Annotated in this window: 15 protein-coding genes and 1 pseudogene; 11 read left to right on the top strand and 5 right to left on the bottom strand. The window is 76.3% G+C overall.

The genetic code is table 11. The features are described from left to right. Positions 1-69 precede the first annotated feature (69 nt). Positions 70-981, top strand: a complete 912-nt coding sequence (locus ACFUEL_RS24780; protein ID WP_380238952.1) for a 2-hydroxyacid dehydrogenase — start codon at positions 70-72, stop codon at positions 979-981. A 76-nt stretch (positions 982-1,057) separates the two neighbouring features. Here ACFUEL_RS24780 and ACFUEL_RS24775 read toward each other — a convergent pair whose 3' ends face one another. After that, positions 1,058-1,798 (bottom strand): class I SAM-dependent methyltransferase, encoded by a 741-nt coding sequence (locus ACFUEL_RS24775; protein WP_380238951.1) that lies wholly within the window; start codon positions 1,796-1,798, stop codon positions 1,058-1,060. A 282-nt stretch (positions 1,799-2,080) separates the two neighbouring features. Between ACFUEL_RS24775 and ACFUEL_RS24770 the strand changes: the two genes are divergently transcribed. The 5 genes from ACFUEL_RS24770 to ACFUEL_RS24750 all read left to right on the top strand — a co-directional run bounded on the left by ACFUEL_RS24770 (position 2,081) and on the right by ACFUEL_RS24750 (position 5,784). After that, positions 2,081-2,455 (top strand): VOC family protein, encoded by a 375-nt coding sequence (locus tag ACFUEL_RS24770; RefSeq protein WP_380238950.1) that lies wholly within the window; start codon positions 2,081-2,083, stop codon positions 2,453-2,455. A 36-nt stretch (positions 2,456-2,491) separates the two neighbouring features. Then, a complete protein-coding gene (locus tag ACFUEL_RS24765; RefSeq protein ID WP_380238949.1) occupies positions 2,492-3,076 on the top strand; it encodes a maleylpyruvate isomerase N-terminal domain-containing protein in 585 nt (194 codons plus the stop codon). Between the two features lie 36 nt (positions 3,077-3,112). Further along, positions 3,113-3,694, top strand: a complete 582-nt coding sequence (locus ACFUEL_RS24760; RefSeq protein WP_380238948.1) for a YbaK/EbsC family protein — start codon at positions 3,113-3,115, stop codon at positions 3,692-3,694. A 147-nt stretch (positions 3,695-3,841) separates the two neighbouring features. After that, positions 3,842-4,348 carry a peptide-methionine (S)-S-oxide reductase MsrA gene (gene msrA / locus ACFUEL_RS24755; protein WP_380238947.1) on the top strand — a complete coding sequence of 169 codons (507 nt, stop codon included), beginning with the start codon at positions 3,842-3,844 and terminating at the stop codon, positions 4,346-4,348. 65 nt (positions 4,349-4,413) lie between these two features. After that, the gene (locus tag ACFUEL_RS24750; RefSeq protein ID WP_380238946.1) at positions 4,414-5,784 is read left to right on the top strand and encodes a hypothetical protein; all 1,371 of its coding nucleotides are present in this window, start codon (positions 4,414-4,416) and stop codon (positions 5,782-5,784) included. Positions 5,785-5,835: 51 nt separating this feature from the next. Here the strand turns inward: ACFUEL_RS24750 and ACFUEL_RS24745 are convergent, their stop codons facing one another. Further along, positions 5,836-6,405: a TetR/AcrR family transcriptional regulator gene (locus tag ACFUEL_RS24745; protein WP_380238945.1), complete on the bottom strand. Its 570-nt coding sequence runs from the start codon at positions 6,403-6,405 to the stop codon at positions 5,836-5,838. A gap of 90 nt (positions 6,406-6,495) precedes the next feature. On the opposite strand from ACFUEL_RS24745, the gene ACFUEL_RS24740 reads away from it, so the two are divergent. Both ACFUEL_RS24740 and ACFUEL_RS24735 read left to right on the top strand, forming a co-directional pair. After that, positions 6,496-6,993, top strand: coding sequence for an FBP domain-containing protein (locus ACFUEL_RS24740; RefSeq protein WP_380238944.1), 498 nt, complete (start codon positions 6,496-6,498; stop codon positions 6,991-6,993). Positions 6,994-7,049: 56 nt separating this feature from the next. Further along, the gene (locus ACFUEL_RS24735; protein WP_380238943.1) at positions 7,050-7,913 is read left to right on the top strand and encodes a class I SAM-dependent methyltransferase; all 864 of its coding nucleotides are present in this window, start codon (positions 7,050-7,052) and stop codon (positions 7,911-7,913) included. A gap of 32 nt (positions 7,914-7,945) precedes the next feature. On the opposite strand, the gene ACFUEL_RS24730 is transcribed toward ACFUEL_RS24735, so the two are convergent. Then, positions 7,946-8,668, bottom strand: a complete 723-nt coding sequence (locus tag ACFUEL_RS24730) for a GNAT family N-acetyltransferase (RefSeq protein ID WP_380238942.1) — start codon at positions 8,666-8,668, stop codon at positions 7,946-7,948. 633 nt (positions 8,669-9,301) lie between these two features. Further along, complete coding sequence (locus ACFUEL_RS24725) at positions 9,302-9,979, bottom strand: hypothetical protein (RefSeq protein WP_380238941.1); 678 nt, start codon at positions 9,977-9,979, stop codon at positions 9,302-9,304. A gap of 414 nt (positions 9,980-10,393) precedes the next feature. Here ACFUEL_RS24725 and ACFUEL_RS24720 point away from each other — a divergent pair, with 414 nt between their 5' ends. From ACFUEL_RS24720 to ACFUEL_RS24710, 3 genes are read left to right on the top strand one after another with little or no spacing between them, the layout of a single operon-like run. Then, positions 10,394-10,843, top strand: coding sequence for a DUF6228 family protein (locus ACFUEL_RS24720; protein WP_380238940.1), 450 nt, complete (start codon positions 10,394-10,396; stop codon positions 10,841-10,843). After that, complete coding sequence (locus tag ACFUEL_RS24715; RefSeq protein WP_380238939.1) at positions 10,840-11,100, top strand: hypothetical protein; 261 nt, start codon at positions 10,840-10,842, stop codon at positions 11,098-11,100. Before ACFUEL_RS24720 ends, ACFUEL_RS24715 begins: the two co-directional genes overlap by 4 nt. Next, positions 11,097-11,279 (top strand): hypothetical protein, encoded by a 183-nt coding sequence (locus tag ACFUEL_RS24710; protein ID WP_380238938.1) that lies wholly within the window; start codon positions 11,097-11,099, stop codon positions 11,277-11,279. The genes ACFUEL_RS24715 and ACFUEL_RS24710 overlap by 4 nt, the downstream gene beginning before the upstream one ends. 23 nt (positions 11,280-11,302) lie before the next feature. Here the strand turns inward: ACFUEL_RS24710 and ACFUEL_RS24705 are convergent. Next, positions 11,303-11,449 (bottom strand): annotated as a pseudogene (locus ACFUEL_RS24705) (IS5/IS1182 family transposase); the annotation flags it as partial.

Raw genomic sequence — 11,449 nt, 5'->3', positions numbered from 1 at the left:
GTCCGGGAGGGGCCCGCGCACGCCCGGCCCCGGCGGGGCGGCCGACGGCCGGACGGCTAGGGTCGGAGCATGAGCGCCCGCTACCTCCTCCCGTACGCGCCCGACACGATCGGCGGCCTGCCCGCCGGTCTCGACGTCCTCGTGTGGGACGGGGACGGGCCGGTGCCGCCGGACGAGGAGCTTGCCGCGGTGGAGTTCTTCTGCCTGCCCTACCTGCGGCACGCCGCCGCGCTGCCGCTGATCCCGCGGCTGCCCGCGCTGAAGGTCGTCCAGACGCTGACCGCCGGGATGGACGACGTCCTGCCGCACGTCCCGGAGGGCGTGCGGGCCTGCAACGCGCGCGGCCTGCACGACGCCAGCACCGCCGAACTGGCGGTGACGCTGACCCTCGCCTCGCTGCGGGGCCTGCCCGGCTTCACCCGGCTGCAGGACCGGGGCACCTGGCGGCTGGAGTTCCACGAGTCCCTCGCCGACAAGACGGTGCTCGTCCTCGGCTACGGCTCGATCGGGCGCGCGCTGGCCGCGCGGCTGGAGCCGTTCGAGTGCGAGGTGGTCCGGGTCGCCCGCGGCGCCCGCCCCGAGGAGCGGGTGCACGCGGTCGCCGAGCTGCCCGAACTGCTGCCGGCCGCGGACGTCGTGGTGCTGCTGACCCCGCTGACCCCGGAGACCCGGCACCTCGTCGACGCCGCCTTCCTGGCCCGGATGAAGGACGGCGCGCTGCTCGTCAACGTCGCCCGCGGGCCGGTGGTGGACACCGCGGCGCTGCTCGCCGAACTCTCCGCGGGGCGCCTGCGGGCGGCGCTGGACGTCACGGACCCGGAACCGCTGCCCGCCGACCACCCGCTCTGGCACGCCCCCGGCGTGCTGATCACCCCGCACGTCGGCGGCCCCAGCAGCGCCTTCCTGCCGCGGGCCAGGCGCCTGCTGCGCGAGCGCGTCCTGCGGTTCGAGCACGGCGGCCCGGCCGAGCCGGGGCACTGAGCCCGCCCCGGAGCGGCTTCGGGCCCGGGGTTCAGGGGCGGCGGGCTCGGGGGCGGCGGGTTCAGGGGCCGCGGGTTCAGGAGGGCGGGTCCGGGGGGCGGCGGGCCAGGAAGACGTACTCCAGGCCCGGACGGTCCGGTGCGTCCCGGACCTCGAGCGGTTCGAGGCCCGCGGCGCGCAGGTCGGCCTCCACCTCGGCGCGCTCGCGGAAGCGCAGGGTGGAGTCCGAGGTGAGGTGCTGCCCGTCCGAGGCGAACACGTAGTGCCAGCGGAAGGACACCAGCGGGCCGTCGACGGAACGCAGCTCCACCCAGCTCTCCACCGCGCCGACACCCGGCAGGTCACTGACCCGGTGGGACGCCTCCCGCGTCCAGGACTCCCAGGCGCGGCGGGCCGGGACCCGGCTCTCGAACACCAGGTGCCCGCCCGGACGCAGCGCGCCCCGCACGCCCCGCAGGGTGGCCGACCAGTGCTCCGGGTCGGTGATCTCCTGGGCGGCGTTGGCCGTCATGGTGACCAGGTCGGCCCGCAGCGGCGGCAGGCCCGTTCCGTCCCCGACCAGCCAGCGGACCCGCTCGGCGCCCGGCTTGCCGCGGGCCACCTCGACCGACGCGGCGGCCGGGTCGACGCCCACCACCCGCACGCCGCGCCCGGCCAGCAGCAGGGCGAACACCCCGGTGCCGCAGCCCAGGTCGACCACCTCGGCGGCACCGAGCCCGTCGGCCAGGGCGAGGTAGGGCAGCAGGTCGGAGCGGTCCGGGTCGAGCGCGTCGTAGAGGGCCGCCAACCTGGGCACGGTGAAGCATTCGTCAGCCACCCGCGCGACGGTAGCGCCGACGGCGGGCCGTTCGCACCCGGATTTCCGCCGTGCCGGGGAGGCGGCGGAAAAGGGTTTGCCGACCGGGCCGGGGGTTGCGTACGGTGCCCGGGTGAACACCGGAACGGCCAGGGGCCACGCACGGATCGGTGACCCGGTGGGCGACTGACCGCGCCCCGGGTGCCGCAGGGGCGTCCGCACGTCCGAGGGCCGCCGGGCCCGGGGAGCAGTGCGCGCACACGTCCCCAGACCGACCACACCCGGAACGAGGTTCACCCGGCCATGCCCGCCGCCTTCAACCACACCATCATCCTCTCCGAGGACGCCGCCGCGTCCGCCCGCTTCTACCGCGAGCTGCTGGAGGCCGAACAGGCGCCCTCCTGGGGCCCGTTCACCAACCTGCTGCTCGCCGACGGCGTCATGCTGCAGTTCGCCGCGCCGCCGGTGGAGGTCCAGATGCAGCACTACGCCTTCCTGGTCGACGACGAGCTGTTCGACCGCGCCGTCGCCCTGCTGCGCGAGCGCGGCACCGACCACTGGGCCGACCCGCAGATGCAGCGCCCCGGCGAGACCAACACCGAGCACGGCGGGCGCGGCGTCTACGTGCTCGACCCGGCCGGGCACGGCCTGGAACTGATCACCCGCCCCTACCTGTAGGACCGCGGGCCGGGGGCGGGGCGGAGGATGATCCCCATGGATCACACCGGAACGGACCACACCGGACTGCGCACCGCCCTGGCGGAGACCCGACGCGTCCTCACCCCGCACCTCGGCGCCGACTGGAGCGTCCCGGCCGGCCCGCTGGAGTGGAGCTGCCGGGAGACGCTCGCCCACGTCGGCCACGACCTGCTCGCCTACGCCGGGCAGGTCGTGGCCCGCCCCGGGGGCGGCTACCTGCCCTTCGACCTGACGGTGCGTCCGGACGCCGGCCCGGCCGAGACGCTGACCACCGCGCTGGCCTGCGGCGAACTGCTCGCCCTCGCCCTGGCCGCCGCCGGCCCGGACGCCAGGGCCTGGCACTGGGGCCCGACCGACCGGACGGGCTTCGCCGCGATGGGCATCGCCGAGACGCTGCTGCACACCCACGACATCACCACCGGCCTGGCCCTCGACTGGACGCCGCCGCCCGCGCCCTGCGCCGCCGTGCTGGCCCGGCTCTTCCCCGACGCCCCTGCCGGCGACCCCGCCCCGGTCCTGCTCTGGTGCACCGGCCGGGGCGGACTGCCGGGCCGCGGGCGCCGCACCTCCTGGAGCTGGCGGGCGGCGCTCGACGGGTGAACGGGACGGCACCGCGGCGGCGTTAGAGTCGTCGGCATGAGCGAGCAGGTGGAACAGGTGGAGCAGTCGGTCCGGGCGCCGTTCGGGAACTTCCCGCAGGTGCGGCGCGCGCTGGACGCCCTCGGGGAGTTGGCGCCCCCGGTCGCCGCCCTGCTCGGCGGCTGGGACGCGGAACTGGCCGGCCAGGTGCTGTACGTGGACACCGACCCGGAACTGGCCGACACCGCCGTGTTCTGCGCCGCCCACGACGTCCCGGTCGAGGCGTCCGCGAACTGCGTGGTGGTCGCCGCCAAGCGCGGCGGGGAGACCACGCTCGCCGCCGGCCTGGTGCTGGCCACCACCCGGCTCGACGTCAACAAGGCGGTCCGCGGCCACCTGGGCGCCCGCAAGGCGTCGTTCGCGCCGGTGGACACCGCCGTCGGCGAGAGCGGCATGGAGTACGGCGGCATCACCCCCGTCGGCCTGCCCGCGCACTGGCCGCTGCTGATCGACGCGGCGGTCGCCGCCACCCCGCACGTCCTGGTCGGCAGCGGTCGGCGGCGCGGCAAGCTGATCCTGCCCGGCGCGGTCGCCGCCGCCCTGCCCGGCGCGCAGGTCCTCGAGGGGCTGGCCGGCTGAGGCCGGGGCGCTCGCGGAGGAACCACCGGGCACGGGGTCCGGCGGAGGGGAACACCGGGGGCGCGCGGGCGGTTGGACCGGGTGGTTCCTCCGGGGCGGTGTCCCGGGGGGACGAGTCGACGCATCGATGCGAGGAGTGAGTACGAGATGACCACGGACCGCGCTGTCCTGGCCGGCGGGTGCTTCTGGGGGATGCAGGAGCTGATCCGCAAACTCCCCGGCGTCCAGTCGACCCGGACCGGCTACACCGGCGGCCAGAACGCGCACGCCACCTACCGCAACCACCCCGGCCACGCCGAGGCGCTGGAGATCGTCTACGACCCGGAGCGGATCAGCTACCGGACGCTGCTGGAGTACTTCTTCCAGATCCACGACCCGAGCACCCTGGACCGGCAGGGCAACGACATCGGCAGCAGCTACCGCTCGGCGGTCTTCTACGCCGACGAGGACCAGCGCGCCACCGCCCTCGACACCATCGCGGACGTCGACGCCAGCGGCCTGTGGCCGGGCAAGGTGGTCACCGAGGTCACCCCGCTGGGCGACTTCTGGGAGGCCGAGCCCGAGCACCAGGACTACCTCCAGCACTACCCCAACGGCTACACCTGCCACTACCCGCGTCCGGGCTGGAAGCTCCCGGTGCGCGAAGGCGCCTGAGCGGCGGGCGGGAAGGGGCCGGCCGTCGGGAGGGCTGTCGGGGGCGGCTGTTAGCGTCCGCTCCCGTGAACGTCGACGATTTTGACCACCGGGTGCGCACCGAGAGCGGCTGCGTCCCGCCCGACCTGGTCCGGCGGCTGCTCGAGCTGGGCCACACCGCCGTGGTGCGGGAGCAGGCCGGGCGCGGGGAGTGGTTCTGCGCCCGGGAGTGGGCCCGGTGGCTGGAGCGGCACGGGCGGCCGGACGAGGCGCTCGCGGTGCTCGAACCGTACCTCGCCCTCAACTGGTGGCCGGCCGCCGAGGCCGCCGTCGAACTGCTGGAGGGCCGGGGCCGGGTCGAGGAGGCCGTGGCGCTGGCCCGCCCGTACGCCGAGGGCGGCGACCAGCTGGTGCTGCGCTCCTTCGCCCGGCTGCTCACCCGGCACGGCCGCGCCGACGAGGCGTTCGCCCTGCTGCTCCCGCACCTGAGCGAGTGGTTCCTGGCCGGGCCGCTGGTCGAGGCCGCCGAAGCGGCCGGGCTCGCGGAGGAGGCCGCCGACCTGCTGGCGGCCCGGATCGCGGCTGCCCCGCCCGAAACCGGGGACGTCTGGGGCCCCGACGGCCGCAGCGGCGGGGTCGAGCCGCGCAACGCCGTCGAGCTGCTCGCCGGGATCCGCGAGCGGCAGGGCCGGGTGGCGGAGGCGATCGCCCTGCTGCGCACCCGGCAGGACACCTCCGTCGGCAACCGGGACGCGCTCGCCGACCTGCTGGCCCGGCACGGCCGGATCGAGGAGCTGCGCGCCTACGCCGAGGCCGACGGGTACGGGCACGGGCTGCAACGGCTGGCCGAGGTGCTGGAGGAGCGCGGCGACGTCGACGGCGCGATCGAGGCGTACCGGCGGACGGAGGTCTTCCGGCGGCACGTGCCGGTGCTGCTGGCCCACCTGCTGGCCCGGCACGGCCGCGGCGAGGAGGCGATCGAGCTGGCGTACCGGTGCGCCGAGCGCAGCGGCGGAGAGGACTGCGACCTCGACCTGCTGGCCACGCTCTGCCTCGACCTCGGCCGCCCCGGGCACGGCCTGGACCTGCTCGACGCGCTCCGGGAGCGGCGCGGCGGCGCGGAGCACTGGGAGCAGTACTGGATGCGGCTGCCGCTGATGGCCGCCTGCGGCCGGATCGACGAGGCCGTCGAGCGGAGCCGGGCCCACCCGGAGGGCGACACCTGGTACGCGCCGGGGCAGGTCGCCCGGATGCTCGCGGACGCCGGGCGGACGGAGGAGGCGGTCGCCCTGCTCCGGGTCGCCCCGGACCCGGACTGGAACCGGCGCGACCTGGGCGGGTACCTCGTCGAGTTGGGCCGGATCGAGGAGGCGCTGGCCGTCCTCCAGCACTACGAGCCGCCGCAGCCGTCGGAGCCGCTGGAACCCACGGGCGGCTTCGAGCACCCGCCGTTCTGAGTACCCGCCGTTCTGAGCACCCGCCGTTCCGGCCCGGCCCCGACCGGTGGTTCAGCCGTCGGCGCGGGCGCGGAGCAGGGCGTCCAGCGAGTCGACGATCCAGTCCCAGGACTCCTGCGGGTCCACCGGGGTGTGGGCGAAGCCCCCGGCGGCCTCCAGGCCGATGTAGCCGTGGAAGACGCCGCCGAGCAGCCGGACCGCGTGGGTCTGGCCCGGCTCGGAGAGGTGGTAGCCGCGCAGGATCGCCCGGGTCAGCTGGGAGTGCCGGGGGGCGGCACTGGCGGCGGCGGTCTCCGGGTCGAGCCGGAGCCGGGCGGCGTCGTAGCGGCCCGGGTGCTCGCGGGCGTAGCCGCGGTACGCCTCGGCGAAGGCGGCCAGGGCGTCGCGGCCGGAGCGCCCGGCGATCGCGTCGGCTGCCCGGTCGGCGAGCTCCTCCAGGGCCAGCAGGGCGATCCGGACCTTGAGGTCGTGCGAGCTGCGGACGTGCGAGTACAGGCTGGCGACCTTGACGTCGAAGCGCCGGGCCAGCTCGGTGACCGTCACCTGCTCGAAGCCCACCTCGTCGGCCAGTTCCGCGCCCGCCTGGGCCAGCACCCCCGGGGTCAGACCTGCACGTGCCACCGTGTTCACCCGTTCCTCTCCTGGTCCCCGCACTTCCTGGAAGCATTATCCGTTTGCCTAAACGACTTAGGCAAATTAGCGTGGTGTTTCGTGAGAGAGCTGACCGACCCAGAGATCCGCGCCGCGTTCCTGAACTGCTCCAAGGGCGAGGCGAAACGACTGAACCTGCCCCGCGAGCTGGCCGAACAGCCCTGGCCCGAGCTGGACTTCCTCGGCTGGCGCGACCCGCAGGCCCCCGACCGCGCCTACCTGGTCACCGAGATCGACGGCCACCCGCAGGCCGTCGTCCTGCGTGCCTCCTCCGGCGCCTCCTGGCAGCCCCGCCGGAGCATCTGCTCGCTGTGCGTCACCACGCACACTGGCGGCGTCTCCCTGCTGGTCGCCCCGCTGGCCGGCCCCGCCGGGCGACAGGGCAACTCCGTCGGCGCGTACATGTGCAGCGACCTGGCCTGCCCGCTGTACGTCCGGGGCCTGCGCGAGACCGGCAGCAAGATCCACGAGTCGCTGACGCAAGAGCAGCGGATCGAGCGGATGCGCGACAACCTGGCCGGCTTCCTGGCGAAGGTGCGCGGAACCGCCCAGGGCTGAGCCGACGTCAAGGCGGATGACGACCGGCGGGACGAGGCGCGGCGAGGGGCGGACGGATGGCGAACTTCACGGTGGGCGGCCCCGGGCACGGTACGGCCGACAGCCCGGAGACCCTCGACGCGTTCGACGCCCTGGAGCGGCGGATCTGGACGGGCCGGGCCACCGCCTACGCCGCGAGCTTCGCCCGGCTCTGCGCCCACCCGGTGCCCGCCCTGCTCGACGCCGCCGCCGTCGGGCCCGGCCGGGCAGTGCTGGACGTCGGCACCGGCACGGGCACCGCGGCCACCGCCGCCTGCGCGCGCGGCGCCCGGGTCACCGCCGTCGACGCCGAACCCAGCATGCTGGCCGAAGCCCGGCGCAACGCCCCGCAGGCCGAACTGCACGCCGCGACCCTGCCCGAACTGCCCTTCGCCGACCAGACGTTCGACGCCGTGGTCGGCAACTTCGTGATCAACCACGTCGGACGGCCGGACGCCGCCGTGGCCGAACTGCGCCGGGTGCTGCGCCCCGGCGGCCGGCTCGCCCTCACCGTCTGGGCCAACCCCGCCGCCCCCGGGCAGAGCCTGCTCGGCCGGGCCGTCGAAGCCGCGCAGGCCACCCGGCCCGCCCACCTGCCGCCACCACCCGCCGCGCTCCAGGCCATCGGTACCCCCGAGGGCCTGACCGGGCTGCTCACCGCCAGGGGCCTGCACGACACCGACTGCCGCACCCTGCGCTGGGACCACCGCACCACCCCCGAGGAATGGTGGGCCGGGCCCGCCGGGCGGGTCGCCTTCATCGGCGAACTCCTGCACCACCAGACCCCGGAGGTCCGGGCCCGGATCGAGGCCGAGTTCATCCGCCTGGCCGGGGAGTTCCGTGCGGCGGACGGCGTGCTGGCGCTTCCGCATGCCGCGCTGCTGGTGTCGGGTCGGCGCTGAGGCCGGCCGGTCGGCGGGGTCCGGGAAGGGCTTCAGGGGATCTCGGCGGAGAGCTGGGCGCCCAGTTCGCGGAAGCCGATCCGGGCGGCGACCCGGCGGGAGGCGGGGACGCGGGCGCGCCACTGGGGGAGGAGGCCGGCGGACAGGGCGTGGGCGGCGGCGGCCGTCGCGGCGGTTCGGGCCAGGCCCCGGCCGCGGGCCTCCGGGGCGGTGAGGACGGCGAACTGGGCGGTCCGGTGCGGCCAGGCGCGGTAGCCGCAGGCGGCCAGGGCGCGGCCGTGCCGCAGGACGGTGAACGCGGGGGAGGTGATCTCGTCGAGCGAAGCCTCGTCGCGGTCCTCCGCCGGGGAGCGGGCCAGCAGGGCGAGCAGGGCGGGGTGGTCGGCCGGGAGTCGGTGGACCGCCGGTCGCGGGCCGGTTGCGGCGGGGGCCAGCGCCTCCGGGGCGAGGTAGGCGAGTGCGGCGGGCCCCAGGATCCGGCCGACCGGGAGAGCGGTGCGCAGCAGGCCGGCGTTCCACGCGGCCTCCGGGCAGGAGCGCAGTGCGGCGCGCAGCAGTCCGGCCCGCCGTTCGTCCGGTACGGTCGCCAGCACCGCGCCGTTCAGGGTCAGCAGCCCGGACCAGCCCGGCGGGCACAGGCCGGAGGCCGGGGAGACCACGACGGTGGCGGCGCCCGGCGCGGGGAAGGCGGCGGGCACGGCGGCCAGTTCCTCCCAGAGGCCGGCCGCCCGACGGAACAGCGCATCGTTCGTCATCGCCCCATCCTGGCGGGCCGACTGCCCCGTCGCGAAGGGATTTCCGCTCCGCCGTCCTCGCAATCCGGGTGCGGGCGCGGCCGGGGAACCGGCAGACTGGGCCGCATGCAGCACTGTCGAAGGGGAAATGCCGCGTAGGCGGCCGTCCCGGCTCCGGGTCACCGGTCGCCGTCCCGCGCGGGGTGCCGACGGAGCCCCGGTGCCCGGTCTCGCCCGCGGTTCCCGCGCACTCGCGGCCGCCGTCGCCCGTCTCGAAGGCGAATGCCTCTGGCCGGGGGCCGTGGCGAGTGCCCTCCGGGCGTGGACGCGTACGGCGTACCGGCCGGATTCGGCGCTCTCGGGCGGCTGCGGCTGCCCGCTGTGCAACCCCTTCTACCGGACCGACGAACGCGGGGTCCTCGAGATCGCCCTCCGTGCCCTTCCGCGGCGGGCCGCCCGGGAGTTGAGGAGCATCGTGCAGCCGCTCGACGCCCGCTACACCAGCCGTACCTGGCCCGACCCGTCCGCTCCGCCGGACGATCCCTGGTGGGCGCGCCGGTGCCGGGGGTGAGTGCGGCGGGCGGCGGGCGGCGGGCGGCGAGCGGTGGGCGGTGGGTGCCGGGCGGTGGGCGCCGGGTACCGGGCGGCGGGGGCTCAGTGGCCGCCGGGGGAGGGGGAGCAGCCGCCCTCCAGGTAGGGGCCGTGCACCTCGATGTGCGGCGGGGCGGAGAGCGTGCCGGTCAGGCAGGGCCCGATCTGCGGGACGAAGAAGGTGAACTGCACGCCGCGGCTGCCCGGGGTGACGGTGGCGTTCGGGTAGCCGAGGCGGGTGAGCAGGGCCTTCGCCTGCTCGGGGTCGTTCGGCGGGGCCTGCTTGGCGAGTTCGGCGGTGATCCGCGCGGCGTGCGCGTCGCCCCGGCACTGCTGGACGGGGCTCAGCGCGGCCGTCTGCAAGTAGGCGTGGTTCTCGGCGTACTTGGGGTTCTCGGGCTGCCCCGGGTTCGCGTCCGGGCCGAGCGAGGGCGTGGGGTCGACCGGGGGCGGGGCGACCGGGGACGGCACCGCGGTGGACTTCCCCGCGCAGGTCTCCGCAACGGTCGGGAACGCCCGGTCGTGGTCGGCCACCGCCTGCTTCTGCTGCTGCTCGTACTTCTGCTGGGCCTCCTGCGCGGCGCTCGGGGTGCCGCTGGTGGAGGCGCTCGGGTTCGAGCCGCTCGGGCGGGCGGCGCCCGCGTTCGAGGAGCCCCCGGAGGAGTGGGTGGAGCCGCAGCCGGTGAGCAGGGTGCCCGCGGCGAGCACGGCGGCGGCCACGGCCAGGGCGGGACGTTTCACGGCGGGGGCTCCGGTCGGCGGGGCGGGCCCGGACGGCCCACCGGTGCGATCATCATTCCGTGTGCGGTCGATCGGTGGCCAGAGTACCCGTACTCAGATCCCGGATTTCCTCCGGAGGGCGGCAAGGGCGCCCGCGCCCACCGGAGTTGGGCGGCCGCCCGGACGGCGGACAGGCGGCCGGCCGGGAAGGCGTCGACCGTACGGGCGGGTGTCGCGATCGGCATTCGCCGCGGCTGCTTCCCGACCCGCGCCGCCGCCGCCCTGCGCGGCGGCCCCACCGGCGCCCTGCGCGGCGACCCCACCGGCGCCGACGGGTGCAGCCTGAAGAACGCCGCCGCCTGGGCCCGTGCACACGAAACCCCCGCCCCGGGCCGACCGGTTGTCCGATTCCGCGCCGGCCGGGATGATCGCCCGGTGAACGGATCGGACGAGGGCGGGGCCCGCGGCGTGCGGGTGCGGTGCGGGCGGGACCGGGAGGTCGGCGTCCTGCTGGCGGACCGGGCGGAGGACGACGGGGTCGTGCGGTGCGCGGTGGAACTGCGGGCCCCCGGGCTGGCGGCCCGGCTGGACCGGGTGGTCGACCTGGGTCCGGGCGGCGGCCTCGCGGGCTTCCTGGCCGGCCTGGCGGCGGACTTCCGGGGCTGGCCGGGCGAACGGGAGTGGCACAATGTTGACCGCGACCTGGCACTGTGCGCGGTATCCGGCTCCGGCGGCCACGTCGCGCTGACCTGGGTACTGCGGCCCTGGCGCGCCGCCGACGGCACCTGGCAGGCCGAGGTGACCACCTGGCTGGAGGCCGGGGAGCAACTCGCCGCGCTGGCCGCCGAGGTGGCGGCGTTCCTGGACGGCGGGGAGGGGCGATGACGCCGGCCGGGGACGAGTGGGTGGAGGTCGGCCGGTACGAGCTCGGGGCCGGGCGGCCGTCGGCGCTGGAGGCGGTGGCGGCGTGGCTGCGGGAGCGGGGGAGCGGCGCGGCGGAACCCGCGGCGGAGGACGTGCTGGTTCAACCGCTGTGCGGGCGGGCGGCGGACGGGCGGTGGTCGCAGGAGTGCCGGGTGCTGGTGCGCCGGGCGGTGCTGACGGTGCCGGTGGTGCCGGTGGTGCCGGTGGTGCAACCGTGAGCGCGGGGGCGTCGTCCTCCGGGCAGGGGACGACGACGAAAGGGCGGGCGGTGCGGCGGGAGACGCGGCGGGTGGTGGTGCAGTTCGCGGTGGCTGCGGCGGTGGTGGCGGTGCTGGTCCTCGCCTCGCCGTGGATCGTCTACGGGCTGGCCCGGGTCTACGACGCGCTGCACGCGTAAGAAAGTGTGGGGTAATTGGCCTGCTACTGATTGTTGAGGTCGTCGGCGAGGCGGCGGGCTGCTTCGGTCTCGATGGGGCCGTGTGGCTCGATCTCCTCGCCGGCGAGGCGGGCGGCCATGAGGCGGATCATGGCGACCTTGATCATCGCTTCGGCGTGCGCGGTCTTGCG

The organism is Kitasatospora sp. NPDC057198, from assembly GCF_042670125.1.
Taxonomy (GTDB): Bacteria; Actinomycetota; Actinomycetes; order Streptomycetales; family Streptomycetaceae; genus Kitasatospora.
The sequence above is the reverse complement of the archived record's forward strand: the minus strand, read 5'-3'. Positions and strand labels throughout refer to the sequence as shown.